Below are 21,157 nucleotides of genomic sequence, written 5' to 3'. Positions count from 1 at the left end.
AGACATTACTTGTATAGCAATCCTTACGATAGACCAATAATTTCTTAGGCGGTTAACACCAAATTTGTGTAGCTATGCACAAATAGTTATGTTAATATAAAGGTGTCAATTGTTGAAACCGCTTACTTAGCTTTCGAAGGAGGAAAATTTTAAATGAGTACACAAGAACGCTATTCTAGTTCAGAATTAAGAAAAGATAATCCAAAATTTAGTCGTGTTCGTTCTACAATTGAATCAGCATTTTATGGCAACAATGTTCATGAAGTCACAAGTGTTGCTGAAGCTTATAATTTAGCTAAGAAGCAACCTGGTGTAATTGAAACTGACTTGCCAATTTTACATACTAAGGATTTGGGCTTGCCACAAGGTGCTAAGCAATTAGTTTATAACCATGGTAAGATTTTGGGCAGAACTGCTAGTGCGCGTCACTTTGTAGACGATCCAAAAGAAGACCCAGAAGCATTGGCTGGCAATTTGCGTGAAGATATTTATAAAGGTCACAATGAAAAATTCTTGAAGGCAACTGTTTTAGTAGGACTTGATCCAACTTATACTGTTAAAGCTCACATTATGATGCCAGAAGATCAAGCATTTAACTTGCTTTCTTACATTTTGAACTTCCACTTCTATGATGAAGAAGCTGAAGAAATGTACAAAAAATCTAAGTTCTATGATGAAGGAGACATTTACTTCTACTTCGATCCAAATGTTACTGATGATGATTATCCAAAGGGCTTCGGCGTCTTTGATGCACCTCACAACTGTGCTGCTGTCTTTGGTTTACGTTACTTTGGTGAATTGAAGAAGGGTACTTTGACTTTGGCTTGGGCAATGGCTCACAGACATGGCTACACTGCATGTCACGGTGGTGAAAAGTCATTCCACTTTAAAGACAAAGACGATAAGGTATTTGCATTCTACGGCTTGTCAGGTTCAGGTAAATCAACTTTGACTCACGAAATGTACGATGGTAAATACGATATTACTGTTTTGCACGATGATGCATTTATTATTTCACGTGAAGATGGTTCTTCTGTAGCATTGGAGCCTTCATACTTTGATAAGACTCACGACTACCCAGCAGGCCACCACGAAACTAAGTACTACACTACAATCATGAACTGTGCCGTTACTGAAGACGAAGATGGCAAGAAGGTAATTGTTACTGAAGACTTACGTAACAACAACGGTCGTGTTATCAAGACTCGCTACACTAGTCCTCACCGTGTTGACTTTGAAAAAGCCCCAATTACTGCTTTGTTCTGGATTATGAAAGATGGTTCATTGCCTCCACTACTTAAAGTTGATGATCCAGTTTTGGCAACTACTATGGGATGTACTTTGGCAACTAAGAGAACTAGTGCTGAAAACTTACCAAAGGGATTTGATATGAATACTTTGGTTATTGAACCATTCGCAGACCCATTCAGAGCATATCCTGTTTCTGGTGATTACAGAGACTTCAAGGAATTGTTCACTAAGCGTGGTGCAAGCTGCTACATCTTGAATACTGACGCATTTATGGGCAAGGATATTCCTAAGGAAGTAACTAAGAAGATTGTTGAAGACTTAGCTACTGACAAGATCAAGGACAGCGACTGGAAGCCATTTGGCAACTTCAAGGGCGTAAGCTACTTGCCAATTGAAGGCTACGAAGTTCACTTAGAAGATCCTGAATACCAAAAGACCTTGTCTAAGAGAATGCAAGATCGTTTGAACTGGCTCAACAAATATGATGAAGAACACCCAACTCAAAAGATCCAAGATGAAGCTAAGGAAACCTTAGAAAACATCATTAAAGAATTAAGTTAATAATTTTACCGCGTAAGCAAGAAATGCTCCTCAGTTTTGACTGGGGAGCATTTTTGTTCATCAAAAAGACTTCGGTTCATAATCGAACTGAAGTCTTTTTACTTATCTAATTAAATTTGACCTTCTTGGATTTTCTTTTTCATTTGCTCGTATTTCTTGGGAGCAATGTGAGTGATTTGCTGCTTGTGTTGGTCACCTAAGATCAATGGGACACGTTCAATGACGGTGTCTGCATAATCTAACCCAAACCAAGAAGCAGGGTTAGAAGACAGGTTTTGGAGCCATACACGAGCTTCTACTAAGAACTTTTCGTAGTTACGTAATTGAGTTTGAGGGCTAATTACGTCGTTAACAATAACGAATGAGAAGTCTCCGACATCACGTCCGGGAGTGGTCGTGTATTCTTGGGGCTGTGATTCGATTGTACCGTCAGCAATTAAGTCATGCACAATTTGACGCAAGTAAACATTAACTCTTTGTTGTTGCTTAAATCCTAGGAAAAGCTGAACGTTAATTACGTTCTTAGTGCCATAAGTGTTAACAGCATATTCAGCAGTAAATGGCTCGTTAGTTACGTTAACTGTAACGAACCAATATGCCTTAGCACGCTTAGGACGTTTATCCAAGATCGAGTATAAAATTTCTCGTTTGATAAATTTATTGTACTTAACTTTAGCCATGTAAACTAAGTTGGTGGCGTAAGTTGGATAGTCTTCATCGTGACTTAAGTCAGTCAGCATATCGGTATATTCATCTAAACGCACATATGCATTGCGTGATTCACGCTTGTCGCGGATCTTGTTTCCGTAGAACCAGATGTACATTACAATTCCGATAAAACCAGCGATAACTAATGATACGTAACCGCCATGGGTAAACTTGCTCAAGCTTGCGGCCATAAACATAATGTCTAAAAAGCCGAAGAAAATAAGAAATAGCCAGTTCCAGAACCAGTTGATGCCTTTCATGACTAGCCATTCATATAGCAAGATGGTCGTCATTAGCATTGAAATCGTGATAGAAAGACCATAAGCTGCTTCCATGTGAGCCGAAGTTTGGAAGAATAAGACGATTGAAATAGTGGCTACACAAATCATCTTATTAACAGATGGAATATAAATTTGTCCCTTTTCAGTCGACGGATAAACAATATTCATTCTAGGTAAGAACTTCAAACCACTGGCTTCAGCAACTAATGTAAACGAACCAGTGATTAAGGCTTGTGAAGCAATAACAGCGGCAATAGTAGCTAAAACAATTGCGGCTAAACGAATGTCTTGCGGAATGATTTCAAAAAATGGATTAAAATCACCATTACCTGCATTGTAAGTTGGGTTATTCAAAATCCAAACGCCTTGGCCGAAGTAGTTCAGTGACAAACATACAAAAACGTAAGGCCAAGAACCGATAATGTTGCCTTTTCCCACGTGTCCTACATCAGAATATAAGGCTTCAGCACCGGTAGTAGCAAGGAAGATGGAACCTAAGATAAAAATTCCGGCCTTGTTATACGGACTAAATAAAAGCTTAATAGCATAGTAAGGATTGAGGGCTTCAAGAATTGACCAGTCGCCAGCCATATTCATGATTCCGACGATTCCTAAGAAAGTGAACCAGACAAACATGATTGGCCCGAATGCCTTACCAATAATGCTTGTTCCCATTCGTTGAATAGAAAATAGAACCAGCAAAATCACAACAGTAATAGCAATAACCGTACTTTGAGTGTTAACCGGAATATTGCCTTTGCCAAATTCAATCCCTTTTAATCCTTCAATCGCTGTCGTAACAGTAACGGCTGGTGTTAAAGTACCATCAGCTAAGATAGCAGCTCCTCCAATTAAAGCAGGAAGCACCAACCATTTTTTACGTTTACGAATTAAAGTATAAAGGGCAAAGATACCACCTTCGCCATGGTTAGTTGCCTTTAAAGCAATAATCACAGTTTGTAAGGTAGTAAGCAGGGTAACCGTCCATAAAACTAAGGAAATCGAACCAATAATAAATTCGCGGTTAACATTGCCAATACCGCCGTTTCCGGCAACAATGGACTTCATAACGTACAGTGGACTCGTTCCGATATCACCATACACAATCCCAATAGCAATCAGTAAACCTGCTGCGGTGAGATTTTTTCGTTTATTATTCATGAATAAATACTCCTAATAAAAGCTATCAGCTTATCAAGATAATATAAAAATCAAAAAAAGAATGCCATTGCATTCTTTTTTAGTTACTTTATTCTTATATATTTTGCTTAAAGTTTCAAGCCTTTAAGACATAGTTTGTGGAATATTATTGCGACGATCAGTATACCACTTATCCCAATCCTCATATGTCTTCATACTTTGAGGATCTATACCAGTTTCTTTTTTGATATTAGCTAAAATATCTTCAAATCGTTGAGCATGGATGTTCAAAACATGCTTAATCAAATTTTGACGAGAAAATGCTTCGTTGTTAGTAAGGTAGGTATTAATTTCAACAACGTCGTGGTTACCATCAAAAGTATCCATGATTTCGAGGTCAGCTTGTTCAAATTTTGCAATATAAAAGTTAGCAAAAACTTTTAAATAATCTGGTTGAACTGCAAATTCGGTTGCTGGCATCTCAACGCGGTTAGCTTCTGGGATGACAACTTGGAACTTTTCGTCTTTTTCCGTTTTTTCAGCGGCAGTTTTTTTGCTTTCTTCAGTCAAAGTTAAGAGCTCCTTTAAATAATGTCGTACTAGTACAAAAATTCAATATAATCTTACATTGAAATCATTCTAAAAGCAACTTTTCTTCTTATTTATTAAAGTTATTTACGTCGCTTTGAGTGTAAGAATCAATAGTAGTGTGGCCATTTTTAGCTGCAGAGTTCATGAAGTTAACTACGTCTTGATCGCTCCAAGATGAAGTAGAAACGCCCATAGAACTTAATTTATCACGTACTTGAGCAATTACACGAGCAGTAACTGCTTGACCGCCGACAGTCATATTATTTGAGTTTGAAGATGAACTGTTTGCGTTAGATGAAGTTGAGGAATTATTATTTTCTTTTTCGGTATCTGAAGATTTGTTTTCTTCATTAGAGTTTGAACTGTTAGTCTTAGATGAAGAATTTTCATCGCTCTTGCTATCGCCGTTAGCATCTTTTGCATCATCTAACAAGTCGTTAACTTTATTTCTGATTTGTTTGTAGTATTTACCATTAATATAAGGTAAGTCTAAGATTTGGATGCAGTATTGCTCAGCCTGTTGGTAGTTACCGTCTTTATAAGCTGATTTTGCATTGTCATATAATGGATTAATCTCGTTTTTAATATTGCTTTGAACACGGCTAATCGTCTTGTATTGCTTCTTAGCACGGTTAGTCATTACTGAGTAGCCATTGTTTGCATAAACTACCTTATTTAAATCTTTTAAAGCTTCGCTAAAGTTATATTCGCTAATGCTGTCTTTAGCATCAGACATGTGATTAGCTTGTTTAGCATAAACATCTGATTCATCAGTGGCTTTAACTTGATGAGCTTGTTCGAATTTATCTTCAGCTTGGGAATACTTTTCGTCGGCTACATAGGTTTTACCTTGCTTCATTAAAGTAGAGTAGTCGCCAGAAGAGTTAGATTGTTTACTGCATCCAGCTCCGACTAAAACTACGAAGAGGGCAACTAAAGCTACCCAAATTTTGGATTTTTTCATTATATATAAATCCTCCTTAACTTATTGATCAAGTTTGATTTTACACTTTTCATTATAACAAAAACTATTTTTTGAACTTTCTTTAAAAAGTTGAGCCAAAATTAAGATCTATTTCGTTAGTAATAGTGTAAGGCAAATCACCGGTGAAGTTCTTACAAAAATTAATTAATAATAGAGGTAGAAAAATGAAGACTAATTTAGTAGAACAATCAGTAAAATTCGGCTTTAGTGGTGCTAAGTACAAAGACAACCTTAAAGAACGTACTTTTAAGAACTTGAAGCTAGATGCAGATGCACAAAAAGTGGCTCAAGTAGGTCGTGCATTATCTACGCTTCAAAAAGACGATGGCTTGCAAAGCGCTATGTTAATTCAACATCATGAACTTGAATTAGACGCAAACGAATAATTTTAGTTCGAAAATAAAGCATATTTATAGAAAAAAATAAAGCATATTTATAGAAGAAATAGGAGAGAAAACAAAATGCCAACAACTAAGACTTTAAGATTAACTTTCGTAACTAGTGATAACAAGAAAGCTTCAATTAACGTGCCAGAAGCAGCGGGCGATTTAGAAGAAGTTCAAGTAAGGGATGCAATGGACAAGATTGCCAATGCAAATGTTTTTGAAAGAAAGGGAGTAGATCTTTATACCAAAGCTCAGTCTGCTCAATATATTGAACGCACTACTACTTCTGTGTTTAATGATTCTAAATCAATGTAGACTAATTTTTGAAGAAATAAGAGAATTAAATAACTTATTTTGGAATATTTGGTATATTTTGAAATATTTTTGAAATAATTTTTTATCAAATTAAACAGGTCTTAAAACTCTTGCGTAAACATTAACCAAGTGAGAAGAATCCCAGTATTATGGGATTCTTTTTTGCTTACACTTGATAAGCGTATAGGAAAAATTGCATAAAATTCGTCTTTGTGAATATTACAACAACATTAAAAAATATAAAAAATGCAAGTAAACTTTGCAAAAAGCGAGAAACAAGATATAATATGAGTCGTGGTAAGTAATAGGACAAATGCTTCAGGCGTGATGCCTGTACAGCATGCGGATTTCTTATCAAGGACTGACTACCTCAGAGGATTTATAGACCTCTGATCTTTGATGAAGGGATTTTGTACAATTATGGGCGATTTCACGATGAGCCTTTTGCCTATTACATTTGTATTATCAAGGAGGAAAAGACCACATGAAGAAAAATGTTAAATATTTAAGTGCTGCTGCAGCTGCATTATTAGCTGTTGCTCCAGTTGCTGTTTCAGGTGTTGCTAATGCTGCAATCAACTTGGATGGAAAACCAGCTGACACTTCTACTAAGCCAGCTACTGATCCAGTTATCAACGTTGCAAGCACTATGAATTCACAAGCTGCTAACACCCAAGTTTCTACTTTAACTACTGCTTCAGCAGTTGAAAGTGCATTATCAGTTAACGGTTCCAACGCAAAAGTTGTTGGTGTTTCTAAAGCTGCAGTTGTTAATGTTAACGCTCCAACTGTTGGTGTAACTAGTTTAGAAGCTGGTCAAAATTACCAATTACAAGCTTCTGTTGCACTTGGTGGCTTAGAAGCTAACAAGACTTACACTATCAAACAAGGTAGCGAAAGCGTTTCTGCTACTGCTAACCAAAATGGTGTTATCCCAAATGTTTACGTAACTCTTAACTTTAGTGCTTATGATGCAGCTGTTCAAGGTGCACCATACTTTGTAGACTTAACTACTGCTAACCACGTAAACCTTACTGAAGGTGCATTTGCATACAAGGCTCAAAGCTTCACTGCTGGTGAAACCGTTGCAGACTTAGAAAAGACAGTTGCTGGTGCAGTTCAACCAATGGTTAATGTTGACGGTACTAACAAGCCATTAATTATTAACTACGGTGATGTTAAGGCTCAATTAGCTAACCAAGGTGTTACTTTAACAAGCAACAACACTATCCCAGCAAGCGCAACTAGTTTCTACTTAACTGTAACTGCTACTAATCCTGCAAACAATAAAACTGCTACTGCTAAAGTTCAATTTAATAAAGATGTAAATTCAAAAGTTTACCCAGCAATCTACGAAGATGCTACTTTGGTAAAACAAGGTAATACTGGTGCAGGTGTTACAGTTCAACCTACTACAGTTGGTTCAAAAGAAGCTAAGGCTTTAGCTACTGATCCAATCGCAGCTCTTAAGTTAAAGGCATACACTATTGATGATAAGAACTCTGGTCAAATTGATCTTAAAGTTCTTTCAAACAAGATTGATCCTAACACTGTAGGTGTTTACCCTGTAACTTTAACTGCTACTAACCCTAATGGTTACACTACAACTCTTTCATTTAATGTTGTTGTAAATCCTGCACTTCCAGGTGAAGGACGTAAAGCTACTGTTAAGTACAAGGCTGGTTACGGTGTAAACGTTTGGAACGTATTAAGCTCAACTAACGTTTCATTCTCAGGTAAACGTGTAATGGATGGCGAAACTGTTACTATCTTTGGTGAAAAGACTGTTAATGGTGTTAAATACTACCAAATCAATGCAAAGAACAGCAATGACTACATCCAAGCTCAATACGTAGACGGTGAACAAGCTGTTACCCCATCTAAGCCTTCAACTGATTCTTCTAAGGAAGAAGCAGTGAGCGGTGTAATCGTTGTTAAATACAACGGTCGTGGTAAGGTTGCTTTAGTAAACCAAGATGGTCACTACGGTACTGGTAACTACGTATCAAAGAACGCAGCATACAAGGTATTTGCTAAGAAGACTATCAACGGTAAGACTTACTACCGTCTTGGTACTCAAAACCAATGGATCCCAGCTCAATACGCACAATTCCGTTAATATTGAGTTTTGATTCAAATAAAAAAGTCGGCTCCTCGGAGACGGCTTTTTTTATGCAAATTATTATCTTTTGGAGGAAATAATGGAAAAACATCGAATCCATTATTTGGATCTACTACGCGTAAGTGCAACTTTTGCAGTTATCTTAATCCATGCAGCAAGCCAGCAGCCTTTTTATGCTAAAAACATCCATACTTTATCCTGGATGGGCGTAAACTTTTGGGATGCAATTAGTCGCTGGAGCGTACCAATCTTTGTGATGATCTCAGGAGCATTGTTTTTAGACCCTAAAAGAAAGATCACTGTGAAGCATTTGTTTACCAAGAATATTTGGCGGATTGTAACTGCCTTTATCTTTTGGGATATTTTTTACGCCATTTACTGCTACTTTTTTGAAGGCTACAGCAAGATGGCAACGCTTGACGTCTTAGTTAAAGGCTATACTCACTTGTGGTTCTTGCCAATGATTATTGGACTTTACTTAATTGTCCCATTTCTAAGAAAGATTACTGCTAATATTGGTTTAACTAGGTATTTCTTAGTCTTGGCAGCCTTCTTTTCAGTCTTCTTGACTACTTTTTTTGGAACTTATGGCGACGTATCAGCGCATTATCATATGCCAGTTGTTGTGCAAACTATTATGAATAGCTTGTATCGTTTGAATATCAATACTCATTTCAATTTTACTTTGAGCTTTCCAACTTACTTTGTTGCCGGATATTATTTAAGCCAGCTTAAGCTAAGTCGCAAGAATCGCTATTGGATTTACGGCTTTGGCATTTTTGGACTTATTTGGTCATTTGGCGCAACTCAATGGCTGTCAATGAAGTTCAATACGCCAATCTTGCCATTTTACCAATACATGTCGATCCCAGTTGCTTTAACTAGCGTAGCAATCTTTGTGGCAATGAAAGAACTTGGTTCAAAGATTGACTGGACTAAAGATACCGCTTTTAAGAAAGTATTGCTAAAGACATCGGAATTAACGTTTGGAATTTATTTGATTCATTTTATGTTTGTTCATATAGCGGCTAGAAACTGCCGTATATTTGAATTGATACCCAATACTTTTATTGCAGTTCCGGTTATGTCAATAATTATCTTTATTATTTCAGGACTTTTAGCATGGGGATTATCGTACATATCTTGGGCTAATATGCATTTGATGTAGACAGAAAAAAGAGATTCAATTAATTTTTGAATCTCTTTTTACATTTTTAAACGTTTTATCTGTATAAAAATACACAAATTGTGTAAAATATAAATTGTAAATACTACATAATACATACTACATAATACACACTAGGGAGAATAAGCGATGAAAAATATAACCACAGTTGATAACAATTTATATTTTCTAAAAATGAAAATAGAAAATCATCCACTTTTCAAAAATGGATTAGAGTTCTCTCTAATGAGTGATGCCCGTATCACAGAAAATACTCGAGATCAATTAACAAATCTTGCGGGTAATTTATGGATTAATAATTTGATCACGATCGTAGGAAAAAATGCTACGGGTAAAACAACAATTATGAGAACGATTATTGGTATGCTTCAATTATTGCTATATGGAAATTCAATTGACCAAACTTCTCTACAAGACATCTTAGTTGGTGACCAGCCTATTACTATTACTACTTATTTTTATGGTACAGATCGATTGCTTTATAAAGATGTAGTAACTTTTAAGCAAACTAGAGATAAACTAAATAAAAAATGGATCATTGATAATGAATTAATTTATCGTAAGGAATTTAAAGATAGATTAACTAAAAAAGAAATATTGAATTTTGACAATATTGAGCCTTTATATAACCGAAAAGACTTGGGAGAGTTGGCTTCCTCGATCTTATCACCTGATGATTCAATATTTAGGTTGATTTTGACGAAAGAAGATTATCATTGCCAATTAATATTCGACAACTTAATGTTAGCCAATATCAATGCTCTATTTTACGATGAGGAAAAAGTACCTGTTGCAATATTGAACTTTTTAGATCCTTCTATTGAGTACTTAAATATTGAATCAGAAACTGATGATGCTAATCACATTAAAAAGATTATCTATCATTTAAAATTTAAAAATGCAGAAGAAGAAATTACTGCGACAGGATTTGATGTAATACAGCATTATCTGTCTTCAGGAACAGCTAAAGGTATCACTCTCTATGGACGTGTAATGATTGCTTTAAAAACAGGTGGCATAATGTTTGTTGATGAGTTAGAAAATCACTTTAATCATGCAATTGTACGCTCATTCATCGAAGACTTTTCTGACCCAAAGATTAATATTAATCGGGCGACGTTAATTTTTAGTACCCATTATTCTGAATTATTAAATGATTTGGATAGAGGCGACGAAGTCTATGTTGCCAAGAGAAATGATAAGATTGAACTGCAAAGATATTCTGCTGCTAATGTAAGAAGTGATCTAAAGAAAGCCGAAGTATTTGAATCGGATTATCTTGGAGGCACGGCTCCTGAATACTCTGCTTATTTGGCACTTAAAAAGGCTACAAAGAAAGTGGTGCAAGATAAGCATGAGTAACGAATTAATCGCCATTATTACGGAAGGAAACACTGAACGAGCAATTATTGATGTTTTGCTTGCTCATGATGCACTTAAGTTTAATCGTCAAGACATGTTACAAGAAGAAATTATTCGGTGTCGTAACGGTAAACGTTTTGCAAGCCAATTTTTGGATAAAAGTTTTGACAGAAAGATACGCGTTTATCGAATTCTTGATTCACGAGCAGAGAATTTTAACGTGCCGAAAGCGTATGAACGTAAAATTTCTGAAGTCATTAATCTTACTACTAGACCGGAAATAGAAATATTATTCATTCTTTACCATCATGATTATCAACGATATACTAACGGAAATTTTGCAAAACCTAGTATTTATGTAAAAGATAACTATAATGACCTAAATAAAGTAAAATCATATCAGGATAATTTTGACTTTTGGGACCAAAATTTTGATATGTTAATTAGCATTTTAAAGCAATACAAATCTTATCACCCAAATGATGAAACTATTGCGGATTTGCTAAAAGATTAAACAAAAAATCCCTTGAAGCATTACGTTTCGAGGGATTTTTATTTAGTTAATTTTTATAACATATTTTCCATCAATCCATTGGCTTCCGCCTAAATTGTAAAAAGTACGTCCGTTGTAATTAGCAGTAGCCATGTATTTCCAACGGCTGCCATGCTTTAATCTACGTCCTAAATAGTGTGTACCTTGAGGGCTGCCCCATAAGTTAACGCCAAAGCCAGGTTTGTACTTAATTTGGATTACTCCGTGAGATTGGACTGGTACGCTATTAGAGTTTTTATTTGCTGCATAGGATACAACGTATTGCCCATCAATCCATTTATTATTGTCAAGCTTATACCAAGTCTTGCCATTTTCAATTGCCACTTGAGTTACATGGTGCGACGTACCGTTTTTAACGCGCAAACCACTGAAATGAGCATTTTTACCATAACCATTCCATAGATTTACTGAATAATTATTCTTGTATTTAACAATTATCGTTCCATCAATATTTTTAGCTGGATATTGCGTTACTCCAAGAACTTTAGATAAAGTGCCAGGATAATTAGTGATAATACCGTCAATTTGACCAGAATTAACCAATTGACGCATTTTATCTGCATTATCGACGCCCCAGAGCAAATATTTCTTACCTTGGCTCTTAAGATAGGCACTTACATTTGAATCAAAATAGCCATTCGCATAATATTGACTGTCGCCAATGTTTTGATAGCTACCTGATAATTGAGTTCGTGGAATTTCTGGCGCTAATTGTGCTAAAGCATTTAAAGATGGAATAGAAAACGACTCAAATAAAACACGATTTTGCATCCCATATTGTCTAACTAAGTTCACTAGCTCATTTTCCATACCTGTTGCTGATCCCACGTTTTTAGTTTCAATCATAAATTTGATATTTGGATCATTTTTGTAACGATTGAATACTTCTGCAAGAGTATGAACTGGTTCGCCAGCTTGGTTACGATATTGAGCTAATTTGGCGTAAGGAGTTTTATTAATGTCTAAATCTACACCAAATAATCTACTGAGATTGTTGTCATGACTTACTACTAGCACATTATCGCTTGTCTTATGAATGTCTAACTCTAAATAGTTAGCCTGTTCGGTCAACGCGCGATCGTAAGCTTGGTATGAATGTTCAGCATACTTTCCATTTTGATTATCTCCACGGTATGCAATATTAGTAAAACCGAATAAAAATGGTAAAGCTGCCAAAGCAACTAAACATTTTTTAGCTTTCATTTTTCCTCACAAAATTAATAAATTGCATGAAAAAAGCCGCCTCTAAAAGAGTCGACCTTTTTTACTTGAATTGATTCTCAATTATTAACGGAAGTTAACGTATTGAGCTGGAATCCATTGGTTGTCGTTACCGATACGGTACATTTCACGACCATTGATAGTCTTCTTAGCAAAGACTTTCCATGCAGAACGGTTCTTAACAACTTGTGATTGGTATTTACCTTCACCGTTAAGAAGTTTTACACCACCACGACCGTTGTAAACAACAGTTGCTACACCTGAAACCTTTTCTTCGTTTGATGAAGTTGAAGGTTTAGTAGATGGAGTGGTAGTTTCACCGTCGATGTATTGTGCTTGGATGAATTGAGTACCTTCCTTATTGATTTGGTAGTACTTAGTTCCGTTAACGGTCTTTTCACCGTAAATAGTTACAGTTGAGCCTGAAGCTTGACGGTTACCAGTAAATGCAACACTAGTAGAACTTAATACGTTCCAAATGTTTACACCGTAACCTGGCTTGTAGTTAACAACCGCAGTACGAGTGTTTGATGCAGCAACTGGTAAAATAGTTACGTTGAAGCTGTAAGTGGTCTTGTAACCATTAGCATTAGTTGCGTAAACAGTTACAGGGTATACACCAACAGTTGAAGCGTCAACCTTGTTACTCAAAACGTGCATATCAATTAAACCAGAAGTGCCATCAGCAGTGGTAGTAGCAGTAAATCCTTTAGCTGGATTTGCAGCAATTGCCTTAGCTTCTGGTGAGTTAACCTTAAATGCCAACTTGTTAGCAGGAACTTGTTGGAAGTTATGTCCACCTTGTTGAATGTAGTTATTTTCATAACGAATCATTGGGTATAATTGGAATGCAGTGTTTCTGTTGAATTGTAATTTAACAGTAGCAGTCAATGAGTTATTAACTGGGTTAACTGCGGTTAAAGTTACGTTAAAGCTTTGTGCTTTAGCAGAAATTGCACCATTATCAGCAACTGAAACACCTTGGTTAGCTAATTGTTCCTTAATTTGAGCATCAGTAGTAGTGATAGTTGCTGGTTGGATACTAGTGTTAGCTGCTTCATATCTGGCAAGAAGTTTAGCAGTAGTACCAGTCCAAATGTTCTTAATGTCTGAAACATTTGCAGGAATATCAAATTTGTTGTTTACAAAAGAGCCATTTGCAATGTTAGCACCATTGAATGAGAAGTATGGGTTACCAACTGCTTCTGGGTTTTGTGCAACAAAGCTGTAAGCAACAAATACACCTTTACCATCGTTGTTTAAGCCATTAATAACACCACGAGCATCAGACTTGTATTCCTTACCGTTAATAGTGTAAGTCTTGTTAGCTTCTAATCCAGCAAGAGTAATAGTAGTTTGAACCCAGTAAGTTTTACCTTCTTGTAAAGAACTTACAGCGTTTCCACCATTATTTTGCTCAGAAACCTTTGCAGATTGAACACCAGCAATAAATGCACCGTTAACACCGGAAACCTTTAAAGCATTTTTAACTGCTGATACTGAAGTTAATGAACTAACGCTAGTATTAACGTTTGCATTAACCGAGCCATCGAGAGTAATTGCTGGATATTGTGGGTTAGCTGGTGTAGTAGAACCAGCAGCCATATCGTCGCCTACAACAGTATCAGCATTAGCAACAGTAGTTGAAGCAACTACGGGAGCAACAGCTAACAATGCAGCTGCAGCAGCACCTAAATATTTAACATTTTTCTTCATGTGGTCTTTTCCTCCTTGATAATACAAATGTAATAGGCAAAAGGCTCATCGTGAAATCGCCCATAATTGTACAAAATCCCTTCATCAAAGATCAGAGGTCTATAAAACTGCTGCAGGGTAGGTATTATTAAAAGAAAGATAAGGAAAATTTTTAGATCTTGGCCTCAAATTGACCTCAATTTATTAAATAGCATCAAGTGCTTGGTTGATTTTTTTATTAACCTTGGCTTGGTGCTTTTTAAATTGATAAGCATAAATTTTTTGTGTCGTTTTGATATCCTCATGTCCTAAACGCTGCGCAATATCGTAAATATTGATGTCCGCATTAAGCAAAATTGCTACTTGAGAATGACGTAAAGAATGGATATGCACACCTGATGCATTAATATTTAATTCTTTTAAACTGCGTCTTAAAGTGTCAATTAAACTCCGCGATTGAGGGAGTGTCTGATAGCTTTTTGACCAAAAAACTTTGGTGGGATGATTATCTTTGAGTTCTTTAAGTAAGGATGCTAATTTGGGTGACATTCCGATAATTCGTTGAGAAGACTTATTCTTAGTTGGTGAATAGTCTTTTTGTTTATAATCCCATGCTTTATTAATATTTAAGGTTAAATTATCAAAGTTCACGCAGTCCCATGTAAGGCCAGCTGCTTCGCTTTCACGCAGACCTGTATACATAATTGTAATAATCATGTAAACGCCAGAATAATTAGAATTTCGAATTTTAAGGAGGTGATGCAATAATTGCTTTAATTGATAATCTTCGAGATAGGTTAATTGACGTGTATTTTTAGGATTGAAGCTAAGTTGAACTCCTTTGGTAAAATCGCGTTGAATTAATCCATCTTCTATAGCATATTTCACACATGCTCGAATATGATTGTTGAGTTTTTTAACTGTGATTTGTGCATGAGATTGGCCGAATTCATTAATAAAATTTTGATAATGAAAGCGAGTGATATCTTTTATTTTTAGATTAGCTAAGCCATAGATGATCCGTTTTTCATCAAGTAAATATTCGCGCAATGTGTTAGGTCTTACTGCATTAGTCTTTTTATCAAGTTCGCCTTTATAAGTCTTAACCCATTCATGAAAGTACGAACTGAAGCGAGGATTATCAGAATTATAGACATTGTTTTTTATTTGCAAGATCAGTTCAGCTTCAAATAACTGTCCTTCTTTCTTGGTTTTAAAGCCACGCTTCGTTTTGAAATGTCTCTTTCCGCCAGTATCGGTCCATGACTTGTTAACAAACCATGTCCCGTTTTTATCTAAATATACTCCCATAATATTTCCTTTCTTTTAATTAATAATTAAAAGAAATATCTTATCAAAATGACCTCGTTGCGACCTCAATTAAATGATAAAAATAGTATGGTAAAAATAACTAAAATAGGGTATAATCTTTTAAGAAAATTTACGTCGTATCTTAATGTAGATATCATTAGGATTTTTTTATTTGGAGGAAAAAATGAAATTTCCCAAGGTTATATTAGGAGTGGCTGCTTTACCATTTTTATTTGGTTTTACTAATATTGCGCATCGTGGCGATAATGAAGCAGGCAAGTATGCCGAGCATAGTTTTCAAGCATATGATCGGGCAGTTGCTCAAAGAGCAAATTATATTGAAATGGATATTCATAGAACTGCCGACGGCGTATTAGTGGTAAGCCATGATAATAATTTAAAGAATAATTTTGGTGCGAACGTAAATATTACATCTAGCAAGTATAGAGATTTATTAAAATATCGTAATAAATCTGGCGAACCTATTCACACGCTCAAAGAAGTTTTCGAAAGATATAAGAATAATCCAAATGTTAAATTTATGGTAGAAACTAAAAATGAAACCGCACCAACAGGGATGGAGCGACAATTAGTTAACTTGATTAATAGCTATGGATTACAGAACAGAATTTTGTTTGAATCATTTTCGCAGCCATCATTAAAACTTTTAGCTCAGCTTGCACCTAACATTCCGCGGACATTATTAGGACGTAACTACCGTGATATTGGCGATAATCAATATTTTGCAAGTTATTACTATAATCAAAATATCTCAGATTACTTAAAGATGCATGGTAAGAAATATTTAGTTTTCGGTGCTAATGATCCAGCCACTATGAGAAAATTAGTTCAGCAAGGCAATATTGAAGGAATTATTACAAACTTTCCTGGCGAACTTTCTAAGATATTAGGCGTAACGTCATATCCTGCACAAGATATTCAAGGCAAGATCATTATTAAATATAGAAAAAATGGTGCTGTTAATGTTTGGAACGGCTATGGCAGATCTGCAAGATTTAGTGGTCAGCGTCTTAAAGATGGCACGACTCATGCGGTAATCCAGGTTGCAATTCAAAATGGTAAGACTTGGTATAACTTGGGTAATAATAAGTGGGTTGATGGTCAATATATTGCTTTTTATTCAACTAGCAATCCAACTGTTGGTTCAGAAACCAAAAAGAGTGGCGTAATTAGAATTAAGTATCGACCTGGCTACAGTGTTAACATGTGGAATAATCCAAACGGAACTCATTTTTCTGGACGCCGCTTAAAGCACGGCACAAGCTGGAAATATTTTGCTACAGCTAAGAATAATGGGCGAACCTTTTATAACTTAGGCGGAAGTCAATGGATTGATGGACGCTATGCAGTTATCGTTCGATAAAATTTCTCTTTTAAATCTTGAGAGATAGCGCTAAAATTATAGCTAGATTGAGATTTTAATTATCGGAGGAATAAGTGATGAAGAAGTTCACTAAGATGTTAGCAGTCTTAGCTACTGCTTTTACCATGTTTGTTGGTGCTGACTTAGCTTCAAATCAAGTTCAAGCTGCCACTAACGAGACCCCAGTTCACGGTGTTTTAACTGTTAAATATAATGGCCGCGGAAGAGTTAACTTGCTTGACAACAATGGCAAGTACCAAATGCAATACGTTTCTAAGAATAGTCGTTGGAAGGTATTTGCAAAGGCAACTATTAATGGTCGCGTAATGTACCGTATTGGAAGCCAACGTCAATGGATTCCTGCACAATATAGCAGTATTGCTACTGGCTCTGCCCCAGTTGCTAAAAAAGCAGTTGCTCCAGCTAAGAAAGCTGTAGTGTCAAGACATGGTGGAACTAACCAAGTTTTAGTTGGTAACAGAAGAACTAAGAAATACCACTTAGCAGGTCAAGAAACTTACCACATTAGCCCAGCTAACCGTGTTTACTTCAGTTCAGAAGCTCAAGCAAGAGCTGCAGGCTACACTAAGTCCTTAAAATAATAAGTTTTAAAAAGAGTCGCATGTGCGACTCTTTTTTATTTCCCAAGCTTTTTTCTATATGTGATAAAGCAATAAAATATATAATCTTAATGGATAAGTCTGATAAAACTTATACCTATATAAAAAAATATTTATGTTTTTATTACACTGTTTATTAATTAGAATATTTGCAAAGCCAACAGGCTGTAAGGACTAGTTTTGTTACAGACAAAAGTCGTTATATTACTTTTTTGTTGCAAAACTGTTGTTCGGTTGTATATGCTAAGCAGACTAACTAAAATAAACATTGTATATATCCTAGGAGGAATAGAAAGATGAATAAGAGAACAATCACCGGTATTGCTACCGCGGCAGCTTTAACGGCTACTGGAATATCGGTTACCAACAACCTTAAGAAGGTAAATAATCCTTCAGAAGGGGTTGTTCAGGCGGCCACAGTTCAATCTAATCAACAATTTTTAAACAAAGCCATTCCTGCAGCTACTGCAGCTTCTTCAAAATACGGAACTTATACTTCTGTTATGATTGCTCAAGCTGCTGTTGAATCAGGCTGGGGCAATTCAGGCTTAGCTCAAGCACCAAATAATAACTTATTTGGTATTAAGGGTTCATATAATGGTCAATCTGCAAATATGTCTACCGGAGAATATACTAAGGGTGGCCAATATTACACAACTAATGCCAACTTTAGAAGATATCCTTCTTATGAGCAATCATTTGAAGATAACGGTTCTTTATTAAGAAACCAAATGGGTAGCTACTACAGTGGTACTTGGGTAGAAAATTCAAGTAATTATGCTCAAGCTACTCAAAATGGATTGCAAAATAAATATGCTACTGCACCTAACTATGCAGCAACTCTTAATTCCGTAATTAGAGCTAACCATTTAGATCGATACGATCCCGTTACTAAGGTAGTTAACGAAAACAGAAAAGTTACTCAAACTACTACTATCACTTCAGCACCTGTTGATGCTAGTGTTGGTAACAGTGTAGGCACTGCTCAAGCAGGTCAAAGTTTTAACGTGGGCAAATACATCACCTATAACAATGGTGTTAAATACGCATATTTAACTAACGCTAATGGTTGGGTAAATGCAATTGCCTTTGGTAATGGTGTTCAACAACCAGCAAAGCCTGTTACTAATACTCAAGTGGCAAAACCTGCTACTACTAATACATTAGTTTTGAAGCCAGCTGCTAAGCCTGCAACTACTAATAAAAAGGCTCCGGTTACTAATACTGCTGCACTTTTAGCAAGCAGTAAAGTAGTTAAGCCTGTAGCTAAAATAAGTGCTACTGAAGCTCATCAAAAACTTGTTGTTAAACCACAAGTAAATAGAGTTGAAGCTCAAACAGCTGTTTCTCAAGCACCAGCTGTTAAGACTAGTGAAACTGTAAAGCCAGCTGCAACTCAAGCAGTTCAAACTCCAGCTAAGCAAGTAACTGCTGCTGTAGTACAAACCAAAGAAAATAAAGTTCCATCAACTAAAGCTATTCAAAATAATACTCAAGTAACCAAGACTGCTTCTAAAGTAGTTAATAATATTTCAGCTCAAAATAACGTAGTTGAGCCAGCATATCAATCAGTTCAAAAAGTTGTTAGAATCAACTATGCACCTTCATACGCTGTTGCAGTATGGAGTAATCCTGGACAAAATATTACCAGTGAATTTTTACCAAATGGCTCAAGCTGGAAGGTAACTGGTCAAGCTTACGTTAATGGTAAGTTATGGTACAGAATTGGCATTAATCAATGGATTGATAGTAGCTATGTCAGTGAAAATACTGGTGTTGCATCTACTGTTAAATCTATGCCAGCTCCTGCTGCACACACCCAAAATGACAAGCGTCAAAACGGCACTTTAACTATTAAATGGCGTGCAGATCAAGGTGTAACTGTTTGGAATATGCCAAATGGTAAAGCTACTGGTAAGTATTTACAAAATGGTACCAGCTGGAGATTCTTCGGATCTACTACGATTAATGGAGAAGTATGGTACAACCTTGGTGGTAACCAATGGGTTCCAGCAAAATATGTTTACGTAAGATAAAAAAGATTTTGTTTAAACGCAAATTATATTTATACTAATTACTAACGGGGGATTTCATGCATTCTGCAAAAAATAGAATTTTAGGTACTTTAGCTTGTGTTTCAGCTTTGGCGGGCGTAGCTGCATATACTGGAAATACACCACTTTCATCTAAGTCAGTGGTGCAAGCTGCAACTAATTATGCTCCAGCTCGTTCATACGGAGTTGATGTTTCAAGCTTTCAAAGTACTAACCTGGGACCTCATGCACAAGCTGGTGCTCAATTTGCGATTGTTAAGGTTTCTGAAGGTACTTCTTACCGTAACCCTAACGCTGCAGGTCAAATTGCAAGTGCAAAGCAACACAATATGATGCCTATGTCATATCACTTTGCTATTTTTGGTAACAACGCTTCTGCAGCACAAGCCGAAGCACGTTACGCAATTAGCTCAGCTCAAGCATTTGGTTTACCAAAGGGTTCATACATTGTCTGTGACTGGGAAACTGGTGACGGAAATGTAGTAACTGGTAGTATGTCAGCTAACACTAATGCAATTATGGCATTTATGAATACCATTAAAAGCGCTGGCTATCAACCAATGATTTATTCAGGTGCGTACTTATTAAAAAATAATATTGATACTACTACGCTTTTAAGATCATATCCTAACTCATTATGGGTAGCTTCTTATGCAACTACTGGTAGAATCGATACACCAGACTTTAACTATTTCCCATCTATGGATGGAATTGCCATTTGGCAATTTACTGACAACTGGAGAGGTCTGTACGTAGATGGTAATATTAGTTTATTGCCACTTTCATACAATACTACTTCAAGTCAAGCTCCAGCTGGCAACACTAACAAACCTGCCAACACTTCTAAACCTTCAACTCCAGCAGTAAGTGAAGGTGCAATGGGTCAAACTTCAAATTCAGGCAGTAAAATTGCTACTGTTAAATATCCTGGTAACATTGCTCTTTGGCAAAGTCCAAATGGTCATGTGACTGGTCGTTACTTACCAAGTGGCTCACGCTGGGTCGTTTCTGGTAAGGCACAAGTTAATGGTGAATGGTGGTACAATCTAGGTGGTAACCAATGGGTTCCAGGAAAGTACTGCTACGTAACTGGATTTTCTTCAATTCCAGTTGTTAGTGTAAATTCAAGCTCATCTAGTTCTTCACATACTAGTTCAAATTCAGGTGAAACTAAATTTACTGGAATTGGTCGTGTAAACTATGTTCCAGGTTATGGAATTAACTTATGGTATGGTTATGGTTCAAACGCTCACTTTAGCGGTCGCCGTTTGCCACATGGTTCACGCTGGAAAGTATTTAAGAAAGTAACTGTTAACGGTCATACTTGGTACAACCTAGGTGGTAACCAATGGCTGGACGGTAAATACTTAATTATGGAATAATTGAATTTAATATTTTGCGTCACTCTTTTATTAAGAGTGGCGCTTTTTT

At 36.2% G+C, this 21,157-nt stretch carries 17 protein-coding genes; 11 read left to right on the top strand and 6 right to left on the bottom strand.

What is annotated here, in order from left to right; genetic code table 11:
• Positions 1–153 precede the first annotated feature (153 nt).
• Positions 154–1,812, top strand: coding sequence for a phosphoenolpyruvate carboxykinase (ATP) (locus tag BN55_RS02510; protein ID WP_008470106.1), 1,659 nt, complete (start codon positions 154–156; stop codon positions 1,810–1,812).
• A gap of 110 nt (positions 1,813–1,922) precedes the next feature.
• On the opposite strand, the gene BN55_RS02505 is transcribed toward BN55_RS02510, so the two are convergent.
• From BN55_RS02505 to BN55_RS02495, 3 genes are all read right to left on the bottom strand, one after another.
• Positions 1,923–3,962 (bottom strand): KUP/HAK/KT family potassium transporter, encoded by a 2,040-nt coding sequence (locus BN55_RS02505; protein WP_008470104.1) that lies wholly within the window; start codon positions 3,960–3,962, stop codon positions 1,923–1,925.
• Positions 3,963–4,085: 123 nt separating this feature from the next.
• Positions 4,086–4,511 (bottom strand): hypothetical protein, encoded by a 426-nt coding sequence (locus tag BN55_RS02500; RefSeq protein ID WP_008470103.1) that lies wholly within the window; start codon positions 4,509–4,511, stop codon positions 4,086–4,088.
• Between the two features lie 88 nt (positions 4,512–4,599).
• On the bottom strand, positions 4,600–5,496 hold the full coding sequence (locus tag BN55_RS02495) for an outer membrane protein assembly factor BamD (RefSeq protein ID WP_008470102.1): 897 nt from the start codon (positions 5,494–5,496) through the stop codon (positions 4,600–4,602).
• A gap of 185 nt (positions 5,497–5,681) precedes the next feature.
• Between BN55_RS02495 and BN55_RS02490 the strand changes: the two genes are divergently transcribed.
• The 6 genes from BN55_RS02490 (at position 5,682) to BN55_RS02465 (ending at position 11,402) form a co-directional block, all read left to right on the top strand.
• Complete coding sequence (locus tag BN55_RS02490; RefSeq protein WP_008470101.1) at positions 5,682–5,903, top strand: DUF1659 domain-containing protein; 222 nt, start codon at positions 5,682–5,684, stop codon at positions 5,901–5,903.
• Between the two features lie 75 nt (positions 5,904–5,978).
• Entirely contained in the window at positions 5,979–6,218 is a 240-nt protein-coding gene (locus BN55_RS02485; RefSeq protein WP_008470100.1) for a DUF2922 domain-containing protein, read from the top strand.
• Between the two features lie 484 nt (positions 6,219–6,702).
• Positions 6,703–8,337 carry an SLAP domain-containing protein gene (locus BN55_RS02480; protein WP_008470098.1) on the top strand — a complete coding sequence of 545 codons (1,635 nt, stop codon included), beginning with the start codon at positions 6,703–6,705 and terminating at the stop codon, positions 8,335–8,337.
• Between the two features lie 82 nt (positions 8,338–8,419).
• Positions 8,420–9,508 carry an acyltransferase gene (locus tag BN55_RS02475; RefSeq protein ID WP_008470097.1) on the top strand — a complete coding sequence of 363 codons (1,089 nt, stop codon included), beginning with the start codon at positions 8,420–8,422 and terminating at the stop codon, positions 9,506–9,508.
• A gap of 147 nt (positions 9,509–9,655) precedes the next feature.
• On the top strand, positions 9,656–10,888 hold the full coding sequence (locus BN55_RS02470) for an AAA family ATPase (RefSeq protein ID WP_008470096.1): 1,233 nt from the start codon (positions 9,656–9,658) through the stop codon (positions 10,886–10,888).
• Positions 10,881–11,402 (top strand): hypothetical protein, encoded by a 522-nt coding sequence (locus BN55_RS02465; RefSeq protein ID WP_008470095.1) that lies wholly within the window; start codon positions 10,881–10,883, stop codon positions 11,400–11,402. Before BN55_RS02470 ends, BN55_RS02465 begins: the two co-directional genes overlap by 8 nt.
• 42 nt (positions 11,403–11,444) lie before the next feature.
• Here the strand turns inward: BN55_RS02465 and BN55_RS02460 are convergent, their stop codons facing one another.
• From BN55_RS02460 to BN55_RS02450, 3 genes are all read right to left on the bottom strand, one after another.
• On the bottom strand, positions 11,445–12,644 hold the full coding sequence (locus tag BN55_RS02460) for a glycerophosphodiester phosphodiesterase (protein WP_008470094.1): 1,200 nt from the start codon (positions 12,642–12,644) through the stop codon (positions 11,445–11,447).
• An 84-nt stretch (positions 12,645–12,728) separates the two neighbouring features.
• Complete coding sequence (locus BN55_RS10185) at positions 12,729–14,378, bottom strand: SLAP domain-containing protein (RefSeq protein ID WP_008470093.1); 1,650 nt, start codon at positions 14,376–14,378, stop codon at positions 12,729–12,731.
• Positions 14,379–14,561: 183 nt separating this feature from the next.
• Entirely contained in the window at positions 14,562–15,668 is a 1,107-nt protein-coding gene (locus BN55_RS02450) for a tyrosine-type recombinase/integrase (RefSeq protein WP_008470090.1), read from the bottom strand.
• Positions 15,669–15,852: 184 nt separating this feature from the next.
• On the opposite strand from BN55_RS02450, the gene BN55_RS02445 reads away from it, so the two are divergent.
• The 4 genes from BN55_RS02445 to BN55_RS02430 all read left to right on the top strand — a co-directional run bounded on the left by BN55_RS02445 (position 15,853) and on the right by BN55_RS02430 (position 21,108).
• Positions 15,853–17,052 carry a glycerophosphodiester phosphodiesterase gene (locus BN55_RS02445; protein WP_008470089.1) on the top strand — a complete coding sequence of 400 codons (1,200 nt, stop codon included), beginning with the start codon at positions 15,853–15,855 and terminating at the stop codon, positions 17,050–17,052.
• A gap of 77 nt (positions 17,053–17,129) precedes the next feature.
• Complete coding sequence (locus BN55_RS02440) at positions 17,130–17,654, top strand: sunset domain-containing protein (RefSeq protein ID WP_008470088.1); 525 nt, start codon at positions 17,130–17,132, stop codon at positions 17,652–17,654.
• Positions 17,655–17,968: 314 nt separating this feature from the next.
• Positions 17,969–19,708 carry a glucosaminidase domain-containing protein gene (locus tag BN55_RS02435; protein ID WP_008470087.1) on the top strand — a complete coding sequence of 580 codons (1,740 nt, stop codon included), beginning with the start codon at positions 17,969–17,971 and terminating at the stop codon, positions 19,706–19,708.
• 56 nt (positions 19,709–19,764) lie between these two features.
• Positions 19,765–21,108, top strand: a complete 1,344-nt coding sequence (locus BN55_RS02430) for a GH25 family lysozyme (RefSeq protein ID WP_008470085.1) — start codon at positions 19,765–19,767, stop codon at positions 21,106–21,108.
• Positions 21,109–21,157 lie beyond the last annotated feature (49 nt).

The organism is Lactobacillus hominis DSM 23910 = CRBIP 24.179 (genome assembly GCF_000296835.1).
In the GTDB taxonomy this organism is placed as follows: domain Bacteria; phylum Bacillota; class Bacilli; order Lactobacillales; family Lactobacillaceae; genus Lactobacillus; species Lactobacillus hominis.
This window is presented reverse-complemented; position numbering and strand designations above follow the sequence as displayed.